Annotated in this window: 20 protein-coding genes; 8 read left to right on the forward strand and 12 right to left on the reverse strand. The window is 41.9% G+C overall.

Going from position 1 to position 25,344, the window contains the following annotated elements:
• Positions 1–11 precede the first annotated feature (11 nt).
• Complete coding sequence (locus KDJ85_RS13560) at positions 12–1,460, reverse strand: M20 family metallopeptidase (protein WP_225820127.1); 1,449 nt, start codon at positions 1,458–1,460, stop codon at positions 12–14.
• Positions 1,453–2,775: a M20 family metallo-hydrolase gene (locus tag KDJ85_RS13565; RefSeq protein WP_225820128.1), complete on the reverse strand. Its 1,323-nt coding sequence runs from the start codon at positions 2,773–2,775 to the stop codon at positions 1,453–1,455. The genes KDJ85_RS13560 and KDJ85_RS13565 overlap by 8 nt, the downstream gene beginning before the upstream one ends.
• Before the next feature lie 263 nt (positions 2,776–3,038).
• On the opposite strand from KDJ85_RS13565, the gene KDJ85_RS13570 reads away from it, so the two are divergent.
• The 4 genes from KDJ85_RS13570 to fabY all read left to right on the forward strand — a co-directional run bounded on the left by KDJ85_RS13570 (position 3,039) and on the right by fabY (position 6,181).
• Positions 3,039–3,950, forward strand: a complete 912-nt coding sequence (locus KDJ85_RS13570; RefSeq protein ID WP_225820129.1) for a LysR family transcriptional regulator — start codon at positions 3,039–3,041, stop codon at positions 3,948–3,950.
• Positions 3,951–4,129: 179 nt separating this feature from the next.
• On the forward strand, positions 4,130–4,744 hold the full coding sequence (gene yihX, locus KDJ85_RS13575) for a glucose-1-phosphatase (protein WP_206084909.1): 615 nt from the start codon (positions 4,130–4,132) through the stop codon (positions 4,742–4,744).
• A gap of 61 nt (positions 4,745–4,805) precedes the next feature.
• Positions 4,806–5,243 carry a D-aminoacyl-tRNA deacylase gene (gene dtd, locus KDJ85_RS13580; RefSeq protein WP_225820130.1) on the forward strand — a complete coding sequence of 146 codons (438 nt, stop codon included), beginning with the start codon at positions 4,806–4,808 and terminating at the stop codon, positions 5,241–5,243.
• A 23-nt stretch (positions 5,244–5,266) separates the two neighbouring features.
• Entirely contained in the window at positions 5,267–6,181 is a 915-nt protein-coding gene (gene fabY, locus KDJ85_RS13585; RefSeq protein ID WP_225820131.1) for a fatty acid biosynthesis protein FabY, read from the forward strand.
• 66 nt (positions 6,182–6,247) lie between these two features.
• Here the strand turns inward: fabY and KDJ85_RS13590 are convergent, their stop codons facing one another.
• On the reverse strand, positions 6,248–8,020 hold the full coding sequence (locus tag KDJ85_RS13590) for an AsmA family protein (RefSeq protein ID WP_225820132.1): 1,773 nt from the start codon (positions 8,018–8,020) through the stop codon (positions 6,248–6,250).
• A 111-nt stretch (positions 8,021–8,131) separates the two neighbouring features.
• Positions 8,132–9,520 (reverse strand): uracil-xanthine permease family protein, encoded by a 1,389-nt coding sequence (locus KDJ85_RS13595; RefSeq protein ID WP_206084876.1) that lies wholly within the window; start codon positions 9,518–9,520, stop codon positions 8,132–8,134.
• Positions 9,521–9,756: 236 nt separating this feature from the next.
• Here KDJ85_RS13595 and gltS point away from each other — a divergent pair, with 236 nt between their 5' ends.
• Positions 9,757–10,971 (forward strand): sodium/glutamate symporter, encoded by a 1,215-nt coding sequence (gltS, locus tag KDJ85_RS13600; RefSeq protein WP_225820133.1) that lies wholly within the window; start codon positions 9,757–9,759, stop codon positions 10,969–10,971.
• 97 nt (positions 10,972–11,068) lie between these two features.
• Here the strand turns inward: gltS and recG are convergent, their stop codons facing one another.
• The 5 genes from recG to gmk are packed head-to-tail and all read right to left on the reverse strand — an operon-like array spanning position 11,069 to position 16,978.
• The gene (gene recG / locus KDJ85_RS13605) at positions 11,069–13,150 is read right to left on the reverse strand and encodes an ATP-dependent DNA helicase RecG (protein ID WP_225820134.1); all 2,082 of its coding nucleotides are present in this window, start codon (positions 13,148–13,150) and stop codon (positions 11,069–11,071) included.
• A 15-nt stretch (positions 13,151–13,165) separates the two neighbouring features.
• Positions 13,166–13,879, reverse strand: coding sequence for a tRNA (guanosine(18)-2'-O)-methyltransferase TrmH (gene trmH / locus KDJ85_RS13610; protein ID WP_225820135.1), 714 nt, complete (start codon positions 13,877–13,879; stop codon positions 13,166–13,168).
• 5 nt (positions 13,880–13,884) lie between these two features.
• Positions 13,885–16,002: a bifunctional GTP diphosphokinase/guanosine-3',5'-bis pyrophosphate 3'-pyrophosphohydrolase gene (spoT, locus tag KDJ85_RS13615; protein ID WP_225820136.1), complete on the reverse strand. Its 2,118-nt coding sequence runs from the start codon at positions 16,000–16,002 to the stop codon at positions 13,885–13,887.
• 19 nt (positions 16,003–16,021) lie between these two features.
• Entirely contained in the window at positions 16,022–16,297 is a 276-nt protein-coding gene (gene rpoZ, locus KDJ85_RS13620) for a DNA-directed RNA polymerase subunit omega (protein ID WP_004262665.1), read from the reverse strand.
• Between the two features lie 57 nt (positions 16,298–16,354).
• Positions 16,355–16,978 (reverse strand): guanylate kinase, encoded by a 624-nt coding sequence (gene gmk / locus KDJ85_RS13625; protein ID WP_206084863.1) that lies wholly within the window; start codon positions 16,976–16,978, stop codon positions 16,355–16,357.
• 309 nt (positions 16,979–17,287) lie between these two features.
• Here gmk and ligB point away from each other — a divergent pair, with 309 nt between their 5' ends.
• The gene (gene ligB / locus KDJ85_RS13630; RefSeq protein WP_225820137.1) at positions 17,288–19,006 is read left to right on the forward strand and encodes an NAD-dependent DNA ligase LigB; all 1,719 of its coding nucleotides are present in this window, start codon (positions 17,288–17,290) and stop codon (positions 19,004–19,006) included.
• Between the two features lie 24 nt (positions 19,007–19,030).
• Here the strand turns inward: ligB and KDJ85_RS13635 are convergent, their stop codons facing one another.
• Positions 19,031–19,645, reverse strand: a complete 615-nt coding sequence (locus KDJ85_RS13635; protein WP_206085224.1) for a trimeric intracellular cation channel family protein — start codon at positions 19,643–19,645, stop codon at positions 19,031–19,033.
• Between the two features lie 143 nt (positions 19,646–19,788).
• Here KDJ85_RS13635 and KDJ85_RS13640 point away from each other — a divergent pair, with 143 nt between their 5' ends.
• Entirely contained in the window at positions 19,789–21,096 is a 1,308-nt protein-coding gene (locus tag KDJ85_RS13640; RefSeq protein WP_225820138.1) for a YidR family protein, read from the forward strand.
• A 282-nt stretch (positions 21,097–21,378) separates the two neighbouring features.
• On the opposite strand, the gene KDJ85_RS13645 is transcribed toward KDJ85_RS13640, so the two are convergent.
• Positions 21,379–21,690 carry a YceK/YidQ family lipoprotein gene (locus KDJ85_RS13645; protein WP_225820139.1) on the reverse strand — a complete coding sequence of 104 codons (312 nt, stop codon included), beginning with the start codon at positions 21,688–21,690 and terminating at the stop codon, positions 21,379–21,381.
• Positions 21,691–22,080: 390 nt separating this feature from the next.
• Between KDJ85_RS13645 and KDJ85_RS13650 the strand changes: the two genes are divergently transcribed.
• A complete protein-coding gene (locus tag KDJ85_RS13650) occupies positions 22,081–23,739 on the forward strand; it encodes a putative transporter (protein ID WP_225820140.1) in 1,659 nt (552 codons plus the stop codon).
• A 321-nt stretch (positions 23,740–24,060) separates the two neighbouring features.
• On the opposite strand, the gene KDJ85_RS13655 is transcribed toward KDJ85_RS13650, so the two are convergent.
• Positions 24,061–25,317: a valine--pyruvate transaminase gene (locus KDJ85_RS13655; protein WP_225820141.1), complete on the reverse strand. Its 1,257-nt coding sequence runs from the start codon at positions 25,315–25,317 to the stop codon at positions 24,061–24,063.
• Between the last annotated feature and the right edge of the window lie 27 nt (positions 25,318–25,344).

The following is a 25,344-nucleotide window of genomic DNA, read 5'->3' on the forward strand; positions in this document are numbered from 1 at the left end:
TAAGGAACTGCTTATTTTAATTTTGAAGGCTTAACATCTTTTGGAATAGGGCACTGATAAGGGGTAACTTGCCTTTGCTGCGTAAATTCAGCTTTTGCTTGCGCTAACAAATCGGGCTTCAAGAACAACTCAAGGGCGCTAGAGGCCATGATTTTCCCCGCAAGTAGCATCCCTTTATGGGCAATAGAGGTGCGCCCTTGTGCCACTAATTGCCAAGTATGCAGTGCGGTACCAAAGGCAAAACATGGGCTAAAACATTGAACGGTAGGGGCAACCCAACTAACATCACCCACATCGGTTGAGCCGTACATTAACTCTTTGGACTCAACGTAAGGCAGTACTTCATTCGTGAGTACTTTATTGCCTTGCCTTTCATACCAACGTTTGCCTTCTTCTCCTCCACTGCGGGCAGCATTCAGCTTGGCATTGCGTAAATCATCTTTCGTCAATGTATTGTGAATTTGCTCAGCAAATTGGCGTTCTTTATCGGTATATTCAGGGATGCCAAATTCAGTTATGTGGTTAAACATGGCGTGTTCTAGCGTCCGATTAGGTACATAGTTTGAGCACGCTTTATCAAAGCGGACTTCTAGTTGCGTCCCTGTCATCAGGGCAGCCCCTTGTGCAATATTAATCACACGTTGGTAAATATCTTGTGCTTCATCAAGTTGAGGGGCACGGACAAGGTAGAGGGCTTCTGCGTCAGCTTGCACGACATTTGGGGATGCGCCCCCCGTGTTGGTGACGGCATAGTGTATCCGTGCGTCTTGAATAATGTGCTCGCGTAAAAATTGCACGCCAACATTCATCAAGGTGACGGCATCAAGTGCACTTCTACCTAGGTGTGGGGAGTTTGCTGCGTGGGAAGCTATACCTTTAAAGCGAAAGGCTGTTTGAATGTTAGCAAGGGATTGCACATTAAAGACGCCACTAAATGATTCAGGATGCCATGTAATCGCGGCATCAATATCATCGAATAATCCCTCTCTGACCATAAATGTTTTACCCGATCCGCCTTCTTCCCCTGGGCAGCCATAAAACCGTACAGTGCCTGGTAAGTTATTTTTGCGCAGCCAGGCTTTGACAGCAAAAGCGGCCGATAATGCGGCGGTACCGAGTAAGTTATGCCCACATCCGTGACCATTACCATTTTCCACTAAGGGATTCGGCTCGCTACAAGATGAGTGTTGGCTTAACCCTGCGAGTGCGTCATATTCGCCCAATAATGCAATGACAGGTGAGCCCTCACCATAGCTGGCGATAAACGCTGTTTCAATATCACCAACCCCTCTTTCAACGTGGAAGCCCTCTTGCTCTAATGCGTCAGCCAGTAAATTAGCAGAATAGGTTTCTTCAAAGCGGGTTTCAGGGTGATCCCAAATATTGTCGCTTAGCGCGGTAAACTGGGCGCGATGATTTTCAATATAATCACCAATAAATGATCTGAATTGTTTATCCATTTTTAGCTCCGAATTCAGGGAGGTGCAGGGCAATAGTCGACAGCGTTTTTACTGCTGTTATCATCACATTTTCATCAAAATCAAAGCGTTCATTGTGGTGACCTGCACTGAGATCTGTACCAAAAATCATGTAAGTGGCTTGGCCTCCACGCTCTTTTACGCGTTCCATGAAATAGGTCGCATCTTCCGAGCCTGCGGCTTGGTGGCGGTTTTTGACGATAGAGGTTAATTCAGGAAGCTGGTTTTTTGTTAAATCGCAAATAAAATCAACCCACTGATTGCTTGGGTGGCTACTTTGTGCGGCTCCCATCAGTTTGATATCAAAAGCGACATCTTGCATTTTGGCGGCGCCTTCAATAATGTGCATCGCTTTTTCGTAGACAAACTTATTGATTTCATTGGTTTCCCCGCGTGTTTCAACTTTGAGCAGTGCCGTATCGGGAATGACATTGCGGCCAATACCTGCTTGTAATACACCGACATTAATGCGTGAGCTTCCTTCACTGTGACGCGGGATACCATATAAGCCTAGGGTTGCATGAGCTGCGGCAATTAATGCATTTTTTCCATCTTCAGGTTTTGCACCTGAATGTGCCGCAACACCTTGATAGGTCACATCAAACTTTGTGGTAGCTAAAAAGTTTTTACTGCCGCAGACGACTTCGCCTTTTGGCACACCTGTACCGATATGGATAGCCACAAAGAAATCGACATCATCAACCACACCTGCTTCCATCATGGATTTGGCACCTCGGGTACCTTCTTCCGCAGGTTGAAAGATAACCTTGATGCGACCAGACAGCTTCGCTTCATATTGCTTGAGAATACGAGCAAGCCCAAGGCCGATGGCGGTGTGCCCATCGTGGCCGCACGCGTGCATCATGTGCGGATTACAGGAAGCAAAACCTTCATTATGTGGACGGTGTTGGCACGAATGTTCTTCATTTAAATCAAGGGCATCCATATCGACACGAAAAGCAAGTGTTGGGCCTGGACGGCCAGTATCGAGTGTAGCAACGATACCCGTGAATCCCCCTGAAAAGTGAGGTAGCCATTGGGTTAAAGCGCCTTGTTCAATCGCTCTTTTTTCTTGTTCTGCCAATTTTTCTTCGGAGGGAAGACCCATTCGCGCCTCCGCTTTAACGACTTCTTTGCCCAGTTGCAGTTGGTAACCAAGTTGATGCAGTTCTTCGGTAACAAGCGTTGCTGTACGAAATTCAAACCAACCTGATTCTGCATATTGATGAAAATCACGCCGCCATGCTTGTAATTGTTGTGCCATCTGTTGGATGGTGCTATCTAAGTCAGTATTCATTTTGTATCTCTTTTAGTTATCACAAGAAAAGTCAGTACAGGGATATTGAAATAGGGATGTGTATGAGTTTTAAAATTAAAATTCGTTTAATTTTAAAAAGTAGTATATTAATTTGCTTTGGTTATTTTAATTTATAAAAAATTATTTAATTTGCTAAATGTTAATTTTTTGTTTCTCTATTTTCTGACTGTACACAATCAAATTAGAGTGAAAAAGATACAATTATCTTTAGCTATATAACTAAAAGTTATCGGGGGATTGATATGGCACCACCCATAAAATTAAATCAGCTCAGGGCGTTCGTCGAAATCAGCCGCCATGGCAGTATTCGAGCTGCCAGCCGTTTTCTACAGCTTTCTCAGCCTGCATTGACGAAATCTATTCGTGAATTAGAGAGCAGCTTGGGAGCTAAACTGTTCATTCGCAGCAACCAAGGGATTTATTTAACCGAATGTGGGGAGGGTTTTTTACGCCGTGCAAGCTTGATTCTTGAAGAATTACGGGTCGGGCAAGAAGAGATTTCACAGCGCATCGGATTGATTGGTGGAACGGTGAACATCGGTGTTGCAGGCAGTATTGCTCGGTCATTAATGCCAAAAGTCGTCACTCAATTTCACCGCGATTACCCCAATATCAAATTGCGCATTATGGAAGGGCAACTCTTAACGATGCTAACTCAATTGAGGCAAGGGGAACTGGACTTCACGATTAACACTTATTACCCAGGAAGCTTGGATGCGGAGTTTACTTTTGAGCGACTAATGCAAAAAGAATACAAAGTGATTATGCGTAAAGATCACCCCTTACGGCATGCGAAGTCGCTTACTGAATTAGTGGATTGCGATTGGACGATGCCAACCCCAAAGGGCACATATTACAAGCAGCTCGCCGATGTGTTCTCCATGATGGAGCGTCCCATGGATTTCAGTGTGACCTGTGAAACCTTAATTGGTTGTTTAAGTTTAGTTGCACAAAGTGATTTTTTAACCATTGTGTCAATAGACACGGTCGATGAGCCTCTCTTTGAGCAACGGTATATCGCATTGGATTTAATCGAAAAATTACCTTATGCCACGTTTGCGCTCGTGCAGCGTCGGGACGCAACGTTAACGCCGGCAGGGGAACATTTAGCGCGGTTATTCCGTATTTATTGCCGTAGTAAAGAGCCTGCGTAAAAGTGATAGATAGCCTTGTTAGTGTATCTGAAGTAAAAAGGGTTAGGTCGGCAGCAATTTTCTGGTTTAGTGCTCAATCAATAAATTGACAAAATAACGTGAATTATCACCAATTAGGGCTGTTCAGTTGGACGAATAATGATTAAAGTAAATTTAGTGAATAACAAAGAGGAAAATTTATGCTGTATATCTTCGATATGGGTAATGTGATTATTGATATCGACTTTAATCGTGTGTTTGATAAATGGTCTGAACTGAGCGGCACACCAAGTGAAGAAATCAAATCACGGTTTACTTTTGGCAATATCTTTCAATTACATGAGTGTGGAAAAATTTCAGATATAGAGTTTGCAGAGCTACTTTGTGAAGAAATGGGGATCACTCTGAGCTTTGAAGACTTTGCTGAAGGCTGGCACGCTATTTTTATTTCGTTAAGACCTGAAGTGATTGACATTATGGAGCGCCTGCGTGAGCAAGGGCACCGTGTTGTCGTCTTATCGAATACTAACCGTCTACATTTAGACTACTGGCCAGAACACTACCCAGAAATTGCAGCTTCCTCCGATTTTCTCTATTTATCCCAAGATTTAGGTATGCGTAAACCTGATCCTGAAATCTTTAAATACGTTCTGCAATCCGAAGAATTTGAAGCAGCAGATGCCGTTTTCTTCGATGATGTAGAGGAAAATGTTAAAGCCGCGCAAGCTCTTGGTATCCATAGTATTCATGTTGTGGATAAAGATACCGTTCCTGAATATTTCCGTACTTACGATTTTAGTGCTGAAGTTGAATAATATTTGATATTGAAGATGGAGCAACGGCTAACGTTGCTCCATCTTTTTGTGCAGAGTAATCATGATTGCATTAATCCAGAGAGTCACTCATGCGAGTGTGGTTGTTGATGAACAAACTGTTGGGCAAATAGACTCAGGTTTGTTGGTTCTGCTTGGCGTCGAAAAAGACGATGACGAGCAAAAAGCAAAACGCTTATGTGAAAAGGTGCTGGGCTACCGTATTTTTAGTGATGAACAAGGGAAAATGAACCTGAATGTTCAGCAAGCGGGAGGCAGCTTATTGGTTGTCTCACAATTTACGTTAGCGGCGGACACCAAAAAAGGCATGAGACCCAGTTTTTCTGGCGGGGCAGAGCCTGAAAAAGCCGATAAACTGTACCAGTATTTTGTGGAACAAAGCCGTCAGCATGGCGTCACGACTGAAACTGGGCAATTTGCTGCTGATATGCAAGTGAGCTTAACTAATGACGGCCCTGTGACCTTTTGGCTGCAAGTGTGATTCCATTTTTAAAGGGGGAAACGATGTACCATTTACGTACACCGAAAGATGAAATTGAATTTGCAACTTACTACCACTTTCGTTGGGAAATGTTGCGAAAACCCTTCAATCAACCCCTCGGTTCTGAAAAAGACGGTTATGATTTAACGGCTCACCATCAAATGGTAGTGGATGATAAAAACCGTATTTTAGCGATTGGCCGTTTATATATTAATGCCGATAACGAAGGGGCAATTCGCTTCCTCGCTGTTAACCCCGTCATGCAAGGTAAAGGGCTGGGGAAGTTGATTATTATGGCTCTGGAGTCAGTTGCACGGCAAGAAGGTGTAAAACGTATTGTTTCCAGTGTGCGTGAAGAAGCCGTTCCTTTCTTTAATAAGATGGGGTTTGAGAATAGGGGGCAAGTTGCAGGGCAGCTTAAAACACCTGTGCGTCATTATTTAATGATCAAGCCAATTGAAACCCTAGACCAAATCTTACATCGCCCTGATTGGTGCGGTGAATTACAGCAAGCATGGCATAAATACATCCCGTTAAGTGAAAAAATGGGTGTTCGCATCGAACAATATACAGGGACCCGTTTTATTACGACAATGCCAGAAGCGGGCAATCAAAACCCCCATGAAACTATTTTTGCAGGTAGTCAATTTTCACTCGCAACATTAACAGGTTGGGGGCTTATTTGGCTGTTAATGCAAGAGCATCAACTGGGTGGTGATATTGTATTAGTGGATGCAAACATCCGCTACGGCAAGCCCGTGAGTGGCAGGCCAACGGCAATTGCGGATTTAGCGAATATGAGTGGTGATCTTGACCGCTTAGCGCGAGGCAGCAAGGCGCGAGTTAAACTAAAAGTGGAAGTGAGTAACCCAAATAACCAAGTTGGTGCAGTTTTCAGCGGGGTTTATATGGTGCTGCCTGTCGAAAAAATAAAGTAGAAGATATTATTGCAAGTTGAATAATACGAAGAAGGCAGGTCAACCGACCTGCCTTTTGCTTGTTCACTATTGAGCCATTAAAGAAGGAGCTTGTGGTGTTGCATCTTGTGGCACTGGTGTTGTTCCGATGTTAGGTGCTTCTTCTTGTGTTTCTACTGAAGAGGTCACAACCCCTTTTACGACCGTACGATATAAGCGCTTACCTTGAAGGGGCATCGCCATCAGCTCGCCATTTACGCTTTTAGCAACTGAAGGTGCGAGGAAATCACCCTGTAAGGTTGCATCAAAATCCCCAATAACTTGTGCTGGGAAACCTGACCATCCCCATTGATTTAAATCGATTAAATCAATGTTAGTCCCTGAGGCTCGTAGCAAAAATGGCACTTTCTTCGCTTCTTGTTTCACTAATACACCAATCTTGCTGATGCCTCTTTCCGTACTGACTGTTAAACTTGCTGCTGCGGAGGACTTCCCACTCTGACGTACTTCTAAGAACGGACGACGGACTAAAACTTGGTTAATTGTGCCGCTATCGGCATTGAATGTCGCCTTACCGCTCCAAACTCCCCACTGTTTTTGCTTAATGAGGTCAACATTTTCAATGTTGGCGCTTAACGCTGTGAATTCGAACGGGAATTCTGGCTGGATATTCATCAGCAACGATTGGGAGACAGTGAATTTTTTGATGGATAGGCCCGATAACCAAGAGGGCGCGGGTTCAGCAAAAAAAGCGAGCCAAGTTTCTGGTAGGGTGTATAAAATGCCGCCTAACTTACCTTCATTAATGGTAAGAGTTTGATCATTACGTTGCCAAGCACCACTTAAATTAAATATGCCTTTGTTATAGTAACCTGATAACTTGTTGATGTTTAGTTTGTCTCCATCAATATTCAAGTCACCAATTAGTGTACTTAGCTGTTGATCTTTCATGACTAATTGGTCAACATTAAAGCTAATTTTACTTTTAGGGCTTGTCCAGCTACCTCTGACCAAACTTAGCTGATCGATTTCTGTACTTAGCCCTGAAAGCGCCCAATCTTTTCCTTGAATATCAATGTTAGCTAATTCAAGGTTTTTGATTTGAATGGTTCTATCACTCTTAATTGCATCAAATAATGTATCGAAATCAATACTGTTTTCCCAGCCAACCTTATTCATTGCCAATGAGTCAATCGTAATTGCACCATCAGTAAATACTTTACCTTCACCTGCAATATAACCGTTATTTAGGTATGCACTCGCTTTGCTGATTTCAGTGACTTGTTCTTGTAACTTTCCAGTCAGTGCCACATTTTTAAATGGTAATTCATTAATTTTTAATTGGCTGGAGGTGAAACGAAAGTCGCCATAGCCAAATGGATGATTTACTGTCGGCCTCCATGGCGTGATCCCCCCAGTAAACCCTGTAGCGAAAATAGTGTCATCACCCTGTTTAAGAGTTAGCTGACTATTTTCAAATTGCAGAATATCCGCCGAAATAGGCAGTGGTGTTGACTCAGGGGATAAGGTGGTAGAAAGCTCACCTTGTGTGATGATGAAGCGGCGGATCGCTGTACCACTGAAAATATTGCGCCAATTTACATCAACCACGATTTGACGTGCTTCTAGGGACAAGTCTTTATTTTGTGAAGCTAATTGCACATCTTGGAAGATGAATTCGCCAGGGTTGGAAAATTCATGTCCCATAATCCCTACATGAATATCGTAGTCAGTAAACTTGCTAAGAAATTGACTCGAATAGGATGCTCCCCAGCGCGTTTGTAACCCAATGTAGGCGGCGATAAACAATAGCAGCAGTAGCAAGAATGCATAGGTAACAAATTTAATTAACCATTTCACAGCTAGCTGCTCCTCAAATTTGTGGGGGAATGCGTTTAATATCGCGATAATTTAAGGATAGCATACAGAAGAACCGCCAGAATATTCAACTCTAGCGGTTTAGATGGACGATTATTTTTCGAGAGGGAAAACTAAATTCAGCACAATTGCTGTTAATCCGCCTGCGGCAATACCAGAAGAAAACAAGGTTTTCAGCCAGTCTGGGGCAAATTGTAGAATTAACGGCTGCTGTGAAACTCCCATCCCAACAGCGAGTGACAGCGCGATAATCATAATCGCCCGGCGATTAAGTGGCTCGCGGGAAACAATACGCACACCAGATGCCGCAATCGTCCCAAACATCACAATGGTTGCACCGCCAAGAACGGGTTCAGGGATTTGCTGTACAAAACCTGCAACAGCAGGGAATAGCCCTAGTAAAACAAGCATCAATGCGACGATATAACCCACATAGCGGCTAGCAACACCAGTTAATTGAATAACCCCGTTGTTCTGACCAAAACAGGAATTCGGGAAGGTATTAAACACGGCGGAAACCATTGAATTTAAGCCGTTTGCTAATACGCCACCTTTAATGCGTTTCATGTAAAGTGGGCCTCGAACGGGTTGTTCAGAAACGTCAGAGGTTGCAGTGATATCACCAATGGTTTCCAAAGAGGTTACCATAAAGATTAAGATCAGGGGAATCAACAAGTTCCAATCAAATGATAAACCATAATAGAAAGGTTCAGGTACAGTGATAATAGACTGATTTGGCTCAGTTGGCTGCGCATTTGGTAGCATATCCATCCACCAAGCAGCAAGATAGCCTACTGCCATTGCTATAACTAAAGAGGCAACGCGTAGATAGGGGTTTTTTTGGCGGTTGAGCAGAATAATGACTGCGAGAACAATGCCTGCCAAAATTAAATAGTCAGGGGAGCCAAAGGTATTATCGCTAATTGCGCCATAACCGCCACCAATAGAGGTGAGACCGACTTGGATCAGTGATAATCCAATAATCATTACAACGACACCAGAGACCAATGGCGTAATGACACGACGCGCTAAATGTAAGAAGCGAGACAAAATAACCTCAGTGAGCGCAGCAACTAATAACGTACCAAATAGCGCCGCCATCATGGACGGAATATCTGCTCCACCTTGCTTGAGTGCAACACCCCCCATAATTAAAGGTGCAACAAAGTTGAAACTGGTTCCTTGGATAGATAATAACCCTGAACCAATAGGCCCCCATGCTCTAATCTGAATTAAAGAGGCAATACCAGAAGCAAATAAAGACATGCTAATAATGCGCTGGGTATCATGTGCAGGTAGCCCGAGGGCTTGGCAGATCAGCATTGCAGGGGTGATAACAGCAACAAACATCGCGAGGAGATGCTGCCCAGCCGCGAATAGGGCTTGGGGAAGCGGTGGTCTGTCTTCTAATTTATAGATAAGCTCACTTTGGGTGTTTATCGTTGATTCCGTATTTTGTTTTTCAGACGTTGCTGTATTCATTGCCTTCATTTCCCACCAACAAAAAACGCATTGTAAAGCGACTAAATTAAAAAGCAATCGTTTGCGCAAAATAAATATTGTAAATAGTTAAACTAAGTTCATCACATTTTTATATCTTTTAACTTGTATTTATAACAGTTTTTTTTTCTAATCTGTTCACCTGTTTTTGGCGTTTTAAGGAAGAAATTAACGTCTTACTAATATTTAATAATTTTAACAACAGACGAGGTACGTAAATGTATCATCTCGATGTCTACGGGACTTTGGTAGCAGCTACATTAGTATTACTGCTTGGACGGAAACTCGTTAAAACCGTTCCTTTTTTAGAAAAATACACGATTCCTGAGCCTGTTGCAGGCGGATTGTTAGTCGCTTTTAGTCTACTTTTGCTGAAGCAAATGTTTGATTGGAGCTTGTCTTTCGACTTATCACTGCAAGAACCGATGATGTTGGCATTCTTCGCCACCATTGGTCTAAATGCCAACCTAGCGAGTTTAAAAGCAGGTGGTAAAGCATTGTTTATCTTTATTTTTGTGGTTGTCGGTTTATTACTTGTCCAGAATACTGTGGGGATTGCCCTTGCAAAACTACTGGGACTAGACCCATTAATGGGGCTACTAGCTGGTTCAATCACACTCTCTGGCGGCCATGGTACTGGCGCGGCATGGGGGAAAATATTCTCTGAGAGCTATGGTTTTAAAAGTGCAACCGAAGTTGCAATGGCATGTGCAACATTTGGGTTGGTCTTAGGGGGATTAATTGGAGGCCCTGTTGCACGATTCCTAACGCGAAATATTCCGACGCCAGGTACACTAGAAGACGATAAAGACGTTCCAACAGCGTTTGAAAAACCACAGTCAGGCCGTATGATAAGTTCAATGGTACTGATTGAAACCATTGCCTTAATCGCTATCTGTTTATTAGTCGGTAGCTACCTTTCGGGTTTATTAGCGGAAACGGTGTTTGCTTTACCGAAATTTGTGTGTGTTCTTTTTGTTGGTGTGATCCTCAGTAATGGCTTATCCATACTGGGCTTTTACCGGGTGTTTGACCGTGCGGTTTCTGTATTAGGTAACGTTAGCTTGTCATTGTTCTTAGCGATGGCATTAATGAGCTTAAAATTATGGGAGTTAGCATCATTAGCTATTCCAATGATTGTTATTCTAGCCGTGCAAGCGTGTGTAATGGCGGGGTACGCGATTTTCGTTACTTTCCGTGTGATGGGCAAAAACTACGATGCGGCTATTTTAGCGGCAGGCCACTGCGGTTTTGGTCTTGGTGCAACGCCAACAGCGATTGCAAACATGCAAGCAGTTACAGATAGATTGGGGCCATCGCACTTAGCATTCTTAGTTGTACCAATGGTTGGTGCATTCTTTATTGATATTGTGAATGCAATAGTCATTAAATTGTATCTGATGTTACCCGTTTTCCCGACGATAGTGGGATAATTAATATTCTAATCATTGATAGTAAAACAGGTATTGCCGTGAAAAATTTCACGGCAATTTTCGTTTAAGGGAGTGTATTTAGAACGTGGATTATGGATTATGCATGCCCATATTGCTCGCGCTCAGGTAGCCAGCGTTCAATAATTTGTTGTGCATTTTCAGGATATTGTTGTTGAATATGGCGAGCAATGCGCTGCACTTCTGGCAACATATATTGATCACGAAGTAAGTCAGCCACTTTAAATTCAGCATTACCTGTTTGCCTCGTGCCTAATAATTCCCCTGGCCCACGAATTTCTAAGTCTTTTTGGGCGATGACGAAACCATCATTGCTATCACGTAAGACTTGTAGGCGTTGCTTGGCGATATGAGTGAGAGGTGTTTTATATAAAAGTACACAGTGAGAAGCAATCGCCCCACGACCTACGCGCCCTCTTAATTGATGCAGTTGAGCAAGGCCTAAACGCTCAGGATTATCAATAATCATTAAACTGGCATTGGGGACATCAACCCCAACCTCAATCACAGTTGTTGCGACAAGTAGCTGAATTTCATTATTTTTGAATGCCGCCATAATACTTTGCTTTTCAGCAGGCCTCATTCGGCCGTGAACGAGGCCCACTTTGAGTTCAGGGAGTGCTAGTGCCAGTTCTTCACTTGTCACTTCAGCTGCTTGGGCTTCTAATAGCTCAGAATCTTCGATGAGTGTACATACCCAATAGGCTTGGCGACCTTCGTCAATACAAGCTTGGCGTACACGTTCGATAATATCACTACGTCGTGTATCAGGGATGGCGACGGTAGTCACGGGTGTTCGCCCAGGAGGAAGTTCATCAATAACCGAAGTATCTAAGTCTGCATAGGCAGTCATCGCCAGCGTGCGTGGAATTGGTGTAGCGGTCATAATAAGTTGATGAGGGTGAAACCCTTGCTGCTCTCCTTTTTCACGCAGAGCGAGGCGCTGGTGAACGCCAAAACGATGTTGCTCATCAATGATCACTAAACCTAAGCGATTAAACTTCACTTGCTCTTGGAAAATAGCATGTGTTCCAACTACCATTGAAACCTCACCACTTGCAATAGCTTCCTGTTGTTGCTCCCTCGCTTTCCCTTTTTGTTTGCCAGCAAGCCAACCGACCTTGATGCCCAATGGTTCGAGCCATTGTTTGAAAGTATTTGCGTGTTGTTCAGCTAAAATTTCAGTCGGTGCCATTAAGGCAACTTGCTTACCATTTTCGATAGCACATACAGCGGCTAATGCAGCAACAAGGGTTTTTCCTGAGCCCACATCTCCTTGAATTAAACGCATCATTGGTGAGTCTTTCGCGAGATCAGCTTCAATTTCATCCACAACACGGTTTTGTGCATTGGTTGGTGAAAAAGGTAACTGTGCGAGCAGTTGTGCCTTTAGCTTGCCCTTGGAGGTTAACCGTTGTGCATACAAACGTTCGTTACCAGCTCGAATTGCTAACATACTTAAGTGGTGAGCTAACAATTCCTCAAGTATCAAACGTTTTTGTGCAGGATGATGACCTTTTTCTAACTCACTGAGTGCAACATTGGGGGGAGGGTTATGCAGTAATCGTATTGCATCAGGCAGGCTTATCATGCCACGGCTCAGTTCTTCAGGAAGTAACTCTTTAATTTTATTGTTATCAAGCATGGCCAAAGCTTGATCCATTACTTTGCGTAATGTGGTTTGGCGAACACCTTCTGTGGTGGGATAAACTGGTGTCAGATTTTCCTGCAGCGTAATATTGCCTGTATCTTGCGAAACTTTATATTCAGGGTGAATAATCTCAGGGCCTGTATTACCTCTGCGAATTTCGCCATAGGCGGTAACTTGTCGGCCTTCTGCTAAGTTGTTTTTCATCGCAGCAGAGAAATTAAAAAAGCGCAGTGTTAAGTTACCTGTTCCATCAGTAATGAGGCTGGTCATCATTCGCTTTCGACCAAAAACCACTTTTGTTTGGATCACTTCACCTGTGATAGTCGCTGTTGTTCCAGGTAAAAGGTCTTTGATTTGGTACAAACGGGTATGGTCTTCGTAGCGAAGTGGAAAATGAAGAAGTAGGTCTTGAACGGTGTTCAAACCGATTTTACGCATTTTTTCTGACTGGCTTGCACCAATTCCATGCAGTGAAGTCAGTGAAATGGCATCAAGTAGCCCACTATTCATATTTTTTCCTTTTCCTTAACCAAATTGTTGTCTTTTCATTTTTTCGGTTAGTTGCATTTGAACCCACCAATCATCAGTGGCTTCAATTTGCCCTTGTTCATTGATATATGGACGCGGTAAGCCTTTGCGTTTAGCCACTTCAGCAAGTACAGGATAACCCCCTTCAAATAGCCACTCTTGCTGCTCTTGCGCTGACAGCGTGCTGTGTTGGCGGTCATACATGCCTGCTAATTGCCGTTGCCTTTGCGCTTCATAGAGTATTAAGGCAGAGGCGACAGAAACATTCAATGATTGCACCATACCCGCCATTGGAATAATGATGTGCTTATCTGCCAGTGCGAGCGCTTGCTTTGAAATACCTTTTTTCTCTTGTCCCACCATAATACAAGTTGGGCGGGTATAATCAATTTCGCGAAAATCAACAGCGCGCTCAGATAAGTTTGTCGCTAATACCTGCATATTTTGCGATTTTACTTGTGAAATAGCATCTTCAGTTGATTGATGAGAGATAACCTTTACCCAACTGTTACTACCCGCGGCGGAAGAGACGGATAATTTAACCTGTTGGTCTGGCCAAATAGCATGAATTTGGTGAATACCCACAGCATCAGCGCTGCGGACTATCGCAGAAACATTATGGGGTTTATGAATTTCTTCAAGGCAAATCGTGAGGTCTGGCTGCCGCATCGCCATCATTTGGCAAATGCGGCGATAGCGGCGTTCATTCATATTTGTTAGTTACGGTTTCGGCTTACTCGTAGAACATCTGGCATGATACGTATCTTACGCATAACATTTGCCAGCTGAACACGGTTTTTAGTGGTCAGGCGGATAAAGGCACAGTATACACGACCATCTTTCTCCTCAGTATTCATACTCTGAATGCTTGAGTTGGCATCATTAATTGCAGCCGTAAGGTTTGCAAGCGCACCTTGATGGTTAATCATGTCTACTTTGATTTCAGCGATGAAATCGGTATCAGTTTCGTTATCCCATTCAACGGCCATAAATTTATCGGGCTCTTTTTGGTAGCCACGGATATTACGGCAAGATTCATGATGAATAACTAGGCCTTTTCCAGGGCTAATATGTGCCACGATAGGGTCACCAGGAATTGGGCGGCAACATTTTGCAAAGGTGATTAAAACACCGTCAGCACCTTTGATAGAAAGTTTATGACGGCTTTCAATGACAGCTTGATCTTCTTGTGTGGCCTGCGGATTATTTTGTAAGTTACGCGCGACAACAACACTCATTGCGTTGCCTAAGCCTATTTCGGCAAGCAAATCATCAATAGAATTGAGCTTCATACGAGCCAGTTCAGCATCGATATGATTTTGAGGAATATCGGCGAGTTTATTTCCTGCCCCTAATGCATGATTAAGTAACCGTCGACCAAGATTAATTGAGTCTTCGCGTTTTAAATTTTTCAGTAGCTGACGAATTTTGGCGCGAGCTTTTGAGCTGACAACAAAATTAAGCCAAGCGGCATTTGGGCGTGCACCTGGTGCTGTAATGATTTCAACGGTTTGACCACTACTCAATGACTGAGATAACGGATATGGTTGTCGGTCAACACGTGCACCCACACAAGCGTGTCCAATATCAGTATGCACCGCATAAGCAAAATCAACAGGGGTTGCACCTGTTGGTAACTCAACAATACGGCCTTCGGGGGTGAAAACGTAGATCTCATCAGGGAATAAGTCTGATTTCACGCTTTCGATAAATTCAAATGAGCTACCTGCACTTTGCTGTAATTCAAGCAGGCTTTGCATCCAACGCTGTGCTCTGACTTGCGCTGTAGTGCCTTGTTCGCCTTGCTCTTTATAGGCCCAGTGAGCAGCAACCCCCATTTCTGCCATTTGGTCCATATCCTCGGTGCGAATTTGGACTTCAACTGGCACGCCGTGTGGCCCAATTAAGGAGGTATGCAGGGATTGATAGCCGTTAGCTTTAGGGATAGCAATATAGTCTTTAATACGCCCTGGGCGTGGTTTGTATAAGCTATGCATCTGACCTAAAACACGGTAGCAGGTATCTACATCTTTGACGATGACCCTAAAAGCATAGATATCCATGATGGAATGGAAACGTTGCTCTTTTTGGTGCATTTTACGGTAGATAGAATATAGGTGTTTTTCTCGACCACTGACACGACAAGGAACACCGGCTTCAGTGAGTCGACCGTCAATTTCAGAGAGAATTTTTTGGATCATCTCTTTTCGGTTACCACGAGCCGCTTTAACGACTTCTTTGATAACTCTGTAACGGTTAGGATAAAGTGCTTCAAAACCAAGCTCTTCGAGCTCTGTTTTTATATGATGTATACCCAGCCGATGTGCTAGCGGGCTATAAATCTCTAGGGTCTCACGAGCAATACGACGACGTTTATCAGGCCTTAATGAGCCTAATGTGCGCATGTTGTGAGTGCGGTCTGCCAGTTTAATCAAAATGACGCGAATGTCTTTGACCATCGCCATAATCATTTTGCGGAAGTTTTCTGCTTGAGCTTCTTTTTTGTCGCGAAAGTTTAGCTTATCAAGTTTGGAAACACCTTCAACAAGACCTGCGACGGTTGTTCCAAACAATTCTTCTATGTCCTGAAATGTTGCTGGAGTATCCTCAATCACATCATGAAGTAGCGCAGCCATAAGAGTTTCATGATCCAGACGCATTTGGGCAAGAATACAAGCAACAGCGACAGGGTGAGTAATATAAGGCTCACCACTTGAACGGGTCTGTCCTTCATGGGCATCCCGTGCGACAACATAGGCTTGTTTTAGTAATTCAACTTGCTCCTTAGGGAGGTATTTTTGAATAACTAAATTAAGGCTTTCAAACAGATACAAGGCAGACCCACCTTAGTAATTAGCGACGACCTTCAGCGATTGCCGAAACTGCCTGCATTTCAGCTGCTTCTTGCTCTTGCTGTTCTTGGCGTTCACGCACATCCAAAATGTGACCGTTAATTAAACCTTCTTCTACTTCACGTAGCGCGATAACTGTGTATTTATCGTTTTCTTCAGGAACTAAAGGGTCTTTTCCACCAGTTTGTAACTGGCGAGCTCTGCGTGCTGCGACCAATACGAGGTCAAAGCGGTTACCAATTTTCTCTACTGCGTCTTGAACAGTTACGCGTGCCATAAGTGTGCTACTCCAAAAGAAATAAAAAAATGACCTGATATGATACTGAAACTATTCTCAGTCTGCTAGCAATTTGCTGATTAAAGCATCATGTCTCTGAACTTGGCGCCCTAATTTCAAGCGTTCAGTGCGGATAATGGACTGTAAATCGCCTAATGCGGTATTGAAATCATCATTAACGATAAGGTAATCATACTCGTTGAAGTGTTCGATTTCACCTACTGCTTGTGACATTCGTTTTTCAATGACTTCATCACTATCTTGGCCACGGCCACGTAGCCTGCGATAAAGTTCGTCTTTGGATGGTGGGAGAATAAAAATACTGCGCGCTTCTGGCATTCTAGCCCTAATTTGTTGCGCTCCCTGCCAATCTATATCAAGAAAAACATCCACTCCACTTTTTAAAACGTCTTCAATAATAGGTTTAGACGTTCCATAGTAATTTCCAAAGACACAAGCGTGCTCTAAAAAGTCACCATTTTCGACCATTTGTAAGAAATCAGTTTCTGATACAAAGAAATAGTGCTCACCATGAACTTCACCAGGGCGTGCAGCTCGAGTTGTATGAGAAACAGAAACCTGCGTGTCATACAACGGTTGTGTTTTCAATAGAGCCTGAATAAGGCTTGATTTACCCGCACCACTAGGCGCAGAAACAATATATAACGTACCTTGTATCATGATGATTTCTTGAATAGTCGAGGGTTAAACATAAAAGACGGAGATAAACCCCACATAGTATACACATACTTCCATCAACATGCAGCGATATCAATACAACATAAATAGTAGAGAATAGAAATTTGATCTATGAGTAATCTGCGAGCAGCTTCCAGAAATTAATTGAGCATTCTTGAAAATCACATCTGTCTTGCGAAGCTTTTCGCAAAAAAACACATTTTAGCGTGAGCGTTAAGAAGAATACTTTCATGCTTAAAAGGATAAAGCGTATCGAGTATAGGGAAAGTTAATTATTTAAAAGGAATTGTTATGGCATATTTTACGGATAAATTTAGGGATAACTTAGCGCTTATTATTGGTATGTGGATGGTTGGTTGTTGGGGCATTGGCAGCTTAGCCTTTGGTTCCAGTCATGTTGAATTAAATGAGCATTGCAAATTAGGAAACATGAGTGAGATTGAGCAAGAAAGCCATCGGTTAGGTGCTCAGTTACAGGAATGGAATCAGGTCTATCGGTTATCTGGTAATAGTCAAATTAGTGATGAAGCTTATGACCAATTACTTCATCAATGGCAATCTTTACGCCGTTGCCAGCAACTTTCTGAAAAACTTCCCGAAGTTGTGTTACCTAAAAAAGTACAACTTATTAAACATCCTATTCCTCATACAGGATTGAAAAAGCTAGCCGAATCTGAGGTATATAAATGGGTTGATTCTCGCCGTGAAATTTGGTTACAACCGAAAGTGGATGGCGTGGCAGTGACCCTTGTCTATCAAAATGGTTATCTTGTTTCTATGATCAGCCGTGGTAATGGCATTGAAGGCTTAGAATGGCGCGATAAAGCCGACTTTATTCCTGCAATTCCAAAGCAGATTGATATACATAAAAACGTCATTTTACAAGGTGAGCTTTTCTGGCGATTGAACCAGCACATCCAAGCAAAAAGTGGGGGAGTAAACGCCCGAAATAAAATAGCGGGTTGGTTGATGCGTAAGGCGCAGCCAAAAGTTCTTGAGCCTGATATCGGAATATTTATTTGGGCTTGGCCAAACGGTGAATCAGACCCAATGAAACAGCTTCAGGATCTAGCTCAATTAGGGTTTCCCTTAGCAAAAAAATATAGCCACAAAATTGAAAATAAAACTCAAGTAAAGCAATGGCGTGAGCACTATTATCAAAATGAACTTCCCTTTGCCACAGATGGTATCGTACTAAAAAGTTATCCATTTCCAGATGTGTTTGCGTGGAAACCAAATCAAAATAGTTGGGCGGTTGCTTGGAAATATCCACTGCGTAGAGTGGTTTCAGCGGTTAAGCATTTACAATTCAAAGTTGGCCGAACAGGACGAGTTAGCGTTGTTGCAACGATTAACCCCATCAATCTTGAAGGGAAAACTATCTCTAGAGTCAGTATTGGGTCATTGGCATCATGGAGAAAAAAAGATTTACTTGAAGGAGATAAAGTCTTGGTTACTCTTTCGGGTCTTGGAACACCTAAAATAGAAGACGTTATTTGGCGGCTTGAAAAGCGTACATACCCAGATCTTTCTACTTTTGATAGTTTTAATTCGCTTAGTTGCATGACATATACAAAACGCTGCTTACAACAGTTTGTTGCTCGTTTAATTTGGTTCGGTAAAAGCTTAAAAATTAAAGGAGTGAATGAGGCCACATGGCGTGACTGGGTTGAAAATCATCAGCTAACTGAGTTAACGACATGGCTTCGACACGATTGGCAAAACGCGCTACCAAAAAACAAAAAAAATACTTCTTCAATCGAACAGTTTCAATCAGTTAAGTTTCAATCAATCCCATTATGGTTAAAAGGTTTAGGTATCCCCTTACCGAAAATAAAAATTGAGCAAATCATAGCGCTAGAGGGCCTTTATAACAGTTCTGAAATTGAACGCTTAAAGCTAACCCAAAAGCAAAAGGAAAAGTTAGAAAAATGGTTAGCTGAGCCTGAAATTCAATCTGCGTTACAAGCTATACAGAAATTTAAAGCAAATGAGCCATTAACTGAATAAATTAATAGCTCAATAAAATAGACGTTAATCTTGGTTTTCGTAGTTAAATATCGGTAACCCAAGTCGGTAGCGAATTGCGATTAAGCGTGCGCTTAACCCGACAACAAGGGTAATAATAACGACGATATCTTGGGGGAGTGGAGTTTGTAACAAACCGATATAAATCCAGGCAGCTGCGAAAGAGACTCCAGCATAGACTTCTTTTTGGAAAACCAAAGGAATGGTATTACACAGCATATCCCTAAGAACGCCACCAAAGACACCAGTAATAACGGCAGCAATTGCGGCAATAATAGGGCTATAATTCATATCGAGCGCAATTTGAGCACCAAGAATAGAGAAAACGATTAGCCCAATGGCATCCAAAATAAGAAATAGGCGGCGCAAGTGTTTCATCATTGGCGCTATCCAAATAGTGACAACAGCTGCGCCAGCAACAGTTAGGATATATTCTGGGTGTGCGACCCAGCCTAATGGATAGTGTCCAAGTAAGATATCACGCACAGAACCACCGCCTATAGCGGTTGCAGAGGCAATAATAATGACACCGAAGACATCCATTTTACGTCTACCAGCTGCCAGAGCGCCTGTCATTGCTTCAGCGGTAATACCTATAATATAAAGCACACTTAATAACATAATGGTTTTATTCAATATTAAAGTTATTGCTAAAGGGTAATATTACTTTTGAAATTTCTCGACTGAGATTTTCTAGTACCATGCAAATTAGATTAGTTAAAGTAATCCGATAGCTATATTAAATGATGTGAAAGGATAACAGATTGAATAGTAAATTGCCTTATAAAGAAACACGTTTAACAAACGATAATCGGAGCCACCAACTTACGAACATTAATGTATGGACACCTGATAGCTTGTGGATAGCTTATGACATTCGACCTAATGGCAGTTCATTTACAGGTTTATCGATAGAAAAAATTCATGTAAATACATTGCAAGAGGTCGAAATTTATCGAGCTAACTATGGTGCGCATGTTGGTGTCGTGACGGTAAGTTCACAACACCCTCCTCAATATGCATTTATTCATGGCCCAGAATACCCTGATGAGCAATGGCATTATGACTTTCATCATCGCCGTGGTGTATATGTCCATGATGATCAACTGAATGTGGCTTGTCCTATTGATGCGATGTGTATTTCACCGCCTTATATTGCAGGTGCACTGAGGGGAGGGACTCATGTCCATGTGTATAGTCCTGATGGTAAATGGTTAAGTTTTACGTATAACGACCATGTAATGCATGAGTTAGATGTGACGTTAGATCAACGTAATGTGGCTATTGCTGTACCCGCAGGGGCTGTTAATGTTGAGCCGAAAAAACATAAACGTGAGTATAATGGTGACTACTTTTGTTGTGTTGTGAGCCAGACGGTTGTAGAACCTAAGCCTGATAGTGATGAAATTAGCCGTGCCTATGAAGAAGGTTGGGTTGGGCAACGAGGTTATCAAAAACAAGATGGCCAATGGCAAGAAAGGGCACTTGTTTTTATTGGGGATACACATACTCAGGATGGTGAGGTCATTCCTGAAATTTTCATTGTGGATTTACCTTCACAGCCTCAATGTTGTATGGTTGCAGGGGAAAAACCAATTCAGGGGACGGAATTGAGTCTGCCTGCACCACCAAAGGGTGTACATCAAAAGCGACTTACTTATACTCATCAGCGTAAGTATCCAGGTTTAGCAAAACAGCCGAGGCATTGGCTTCGCACTTCACCAGATGGTAAATCAATAGCTTGTTTGATGCATGATGATTTTGGCAATGTGCAGTTATGGTTAGTTAATAGTGTCACGGGGGAGTTAAATCAAATCACTCATGGTGATTCTTCAATACAATCTGCATTTAATTGGGATAGTAAAGGTGAGCATATTTGCTTCGTGTACGACAACAGTGTGACCATTTGCCATATTGCGACAAAAACATTAATTAGATTAACTGAGCGTACTGAACAAGCGCCTAGCGCTGATGCAGTCGTGTTTTCGCCGAATGATAAACTTATCGCATTCATGCGAGACATAAACGGTTTTAGACAACTTTATACCGTAGAAACGGGTTTACATTGTTAGAATGATATTAGCAGGTCACTATAATTATGAATAAAAGAGAGGTAGTAAACTCTTTTATTCATAAATGACTTTATTTTATTCTGAATAGTGCTCTAATTATTTTAATAATGTAATTTTTTAAGTTGGGTATTCAATATGAAAATATTTCAGATAAGTGTCGTTAAATATTGCATTTTCGAAAATATAACAAGAAAAATTAGTGTCACTAATAAATAGAAATTAACGCAATATATATCCCATTTTTAATCAGAGATTAAGATAGATTTCTAACCTGAATGAGTATTATTCTTTCTTTTCTTTTTTATCCAGATCTTCTAATCGCTTCTTAGGGGAGTCCTCTTTTCCATCATCGCCTGATCTTGCATAGTCTAAAGGGATTAGAAGTGTATCCATAACAATAGAAAATGGCAGGTCAATCGCAAGTAGAGGCCTAACTACCCAGCCAGTTTCATCATCTTTAATCATTTTAATACTATTTTTTGAACCTGGGTAATAACCATTAGAGGGGCCTGCATGAGTCATAATACTTGAGCAGCCGCTTAAAAATAGCGGTGTGATAAGAGCAATTAATCGTGCTACATGTAAACTCGGCATATGGTGGTTAACCTATATTTTGCTGATTATTCCTGATTTTCATTCATCATATCGAAAAACAAAAAATTCACAATCGCAGTGTTGTATTATTATTTAATTAAATGACATACATTTTCTTAATTAATATTTAATTATATCTTATTGACGAAGATTGTTTCTTTTTTGTATTTATTTTATGAGTTGTGAAAAACTTAGAAAAAGAAAGAATGATTATTTTGATATTTGTTATCAATCTGAAAATTCAAAGACATAGAGATTTTAATTCATTCTAAAGTGTGCTCTATGACACATCTTACTCTGTTTCTATTTGGCATAATCGATTCAGTAGTATGTTTTATCGCCGATGTAGGTTTGGTTTCTGGGTAACTTGTCGTCAAAAGGATGCGGTCTATGAGTGAACTAGCTCTTACTGTAAGTTTGTTGGCGTTGGCTGCCGCTCTAGGGTTATGGATAGGAAACTGGAAAATCCGTAATGTTGGATTGGGAATTGGTGGTGTTCTTTTTGGCGGGATCATTGTCGGGCACTTCGCCCAAAGCTATGGCCTACAACTTAATAAGGACATGCTGCACTTTATTCAAGAATTCGGTTTAATCTTGTTCGTTTATACCATCGGTATTCAAGTTGGCCCTGGTTTTTTCTCTTCATTACGTGTTTCAGGTTTGAAGCTTAATGGTTTTGCATTAATGATTGTGGCGTTAGGCGCAATAGTTACAGCCATTATTTACAAAGTTGCCAATATTCCACTCCCCATTATTCTGGGTATTTTTTCAGGTGCAGTGACAAACACCCCGTCTCTTGGGGCTGGCCAGCAAATTCTGACAGATTTAGGATCAGACCCAAACCTTGTAGGCCAAATGGGAATGGGCTATGCAATGGCCTATCCGATGGGGATCTGTGGAATATTACTGGTGATGTGGTTAGTGCGGATTATTTTCAGGATTTCAATCGATAAAGAAGACTCAGCCTTTAATAGTACCAATATCCAACAGCGCGATACATTGCAAACCATGAATATTGCGATCCGTAATGCCAACCTTGATGGCTTAATGATGCAAGATATTCCATTGCTCGGAAGTGAAGCGATTGTGTGTTCAAGGCTAAAACGTGGCGATATGCTGGTTGTTCCCCAGCCAACAACAGAAATTCATTTAGGCGATTTACTGCATGTTGTTGGGCAAAAAGACGACCTAAATAAAGTACGTTTAATATTAGGGGAAGAAGTTGATGCTTCTTTATCTACATCAAGTTCCATTTTGCATTCTGTTCGCGTGGTGATTACTAATGATGCTGTATTGAGTAAAAGGCTTAAGGACCTGAACTTAAAACAAAAATATGACGTTGTTGTCACACGATTAAACCGAACAGGGATTGATTTAGTTGCAAATAATAATTCAGTACTGCAATTCGGCGACATTTTAAATATTGTTGGGCGGCCAGAGTCCATTGAAGCTGTCACGGCGTTGCTAGGAAATGCCAAACAAAAATTACAACAGGTGCAAATGTTACCCGTCTTTTTAGGTATAGGGCTTGGTGTGGTTCTTGGTTCAATTCCTGTTTTTGTGCCTGGTTTCCCAGCCGCATTAAAATTGGGGCTCGCTGGTGGGCCACTAGTTGTCGCACTGATTCTGGGTCGAATTGGTACTATTGGACGCCTGTATTGGTTTATGCCTCCAAGTGCTAATCTTGCATTAAGAGAGCTTGGCATTGTGATGTTCCTTGCTGTTGTTGGGCTAAATTCAGGCGGTGATTTTATTGAAACACTGACCAGAGGCGATGGATTAACCTGGATTGGTTATGGGTTACTCATTACGTTTGTTCCCTTATTTATTACCGGTATCGTTGCCAGGGTGTTTGGTAAAATGAACTATTTGAGCTTATGTGGTGTATTAGCAGGCTCAATGACGGATCCTCCAGCGCTAGCATTTGCTAATAACATTCACCCAACGAGTGGGGCACCTGCTCTGTCTTACGCGACGGTATATCCATTAGCGATGTTTTTGCGGATTATTTCTCCGCAATTAATTGCGATTCTATTTTGGACTCTTTAAGGTTTACGCATGATATGCGGAGTTTTTTTAATTGAAATGTTGAAAATATTTAATATTTCAATTAGATAGTTAATTTGGTGTAAGGTAGGGAGTACGACAGTGAAATGAGGTATCCGAACATATAGCAGCTAAAAGTGCTTTTGTTCAAGCTATAACCAAACAAAAAAGATGTTCTAATAGATTTGAATGATATTCGTATTGAAAAAGTTATTTGATTTCAATTACGGAGTTCTCGCTAATTTTTCGCCCTCTCAATTTGAAAGGGCTTTTTTTCTTAAAACTAGCGAGTCAGACGCAGTTAAAACAAGATTTCTTTCTCGTCTAGCAAGTCACTTCCTGATATGCTTTTTCTAACTCTTCCGCTAATATTTTGATCCCTTGCTCTATTTTTTCTGGCTCAGGAACGTAATTCATTCGCATGCATTGGTGTGCATGTGGCCAATCTTGTTCAATACCAGGGAAGAAATAGTGCCCAGGTACCATTAGGACACCACGCTTTTTCAAACGTTGGTATAACTCTAAACTATTAATTGGTAAGTCTTTAAACCACAGCCATAAGAAAATAGCACCTTCTGGCTTGTGAATGAGGCATTTATCTTCGGGTATATAACGGCGAATGATCTTAATAGCTTCTTCAACACGTTGCTGGTAGAAAGGGCCAATAACATTCTTAGATAATGAGATTAAATCATCCCTTTTAAGCATTTCCAGTGCTAATGCAGGGCCTACACCACCAGGTGCGAGGCTAATAATACCGTTCATATTACTGACGGCTTCAATGATTTCTTCATTGGCAATTATGATACCGCAGCGCGTGCCTGGTAAGCCAAGCTTAGATAAGCTCATACAAAGAATGACATTTTCATTCCAAAATGGCGTAGCTTCACTAAAAATAATACCTGGAAAAGGTACACCATAAGCATTATCTATCAGCAGTGGAATGTTGTGTTGTTTTGCTAATTGATCTAAGTGCTCAACTTCTTCATCTGTGATCACGTTCCCTGTTGGATTTGTAGGGCGAGATACACAAATAACACCAATATCATCAGTGACTTCTAAAGTATTAAAGTCAACACGATATTTAAATTGGCCATTAGGTAAATATTCAATTTGCGGTTTGTTCGCAACAAACAGGTCGTCATCAAGGCCTGAGTCCGCATACCCGACATATTCTGGGGCAAGAGGAAAGAGGACTTTACGAGTGATACCATCTTCAAAGCGACCGGCTAGCAGGTTAAATAGGTAGAAAAAAGCACTTTGGCTGCCATTTGCTAGCGCGATATTTTTCGCACTGATGTTCCAGCCTAGTTTTGCTTTTAGCGTTGCCGCAAGCGCTTTCAACATGGCATCTTTGCCTTGAGGACCATCATAGTTGCATAAAGTGTCCGTCAATTGGCCATTTGCACACATTTCAGTTAATAATTCTTGGAAGTATCTATCCATCTCAGGGATATGAGCGGGATTACCACCACCAAGCATGATCGAGCCAGGGGTTCTGATGCCCTCATTCAAGTCTTTCATCAATAATGAAATCCCTGAATTTTGAGCGAACTTATTACCAAATTTAGAAAATATCATTGCATTAATTCACATATGTCTATTAGG

Origin of the sequence: Providencia vermicola (genome assembly GCF_020381325.1) — a bacterium.
In the GTDB taxonomy this organism is placed as follows: domain Bacteria; phylum Pseudomonadota; class Gammaproteobacteria; order Enterobacterales; family Enterobacteriaceae; genus Providencia; species Providencia vermicola.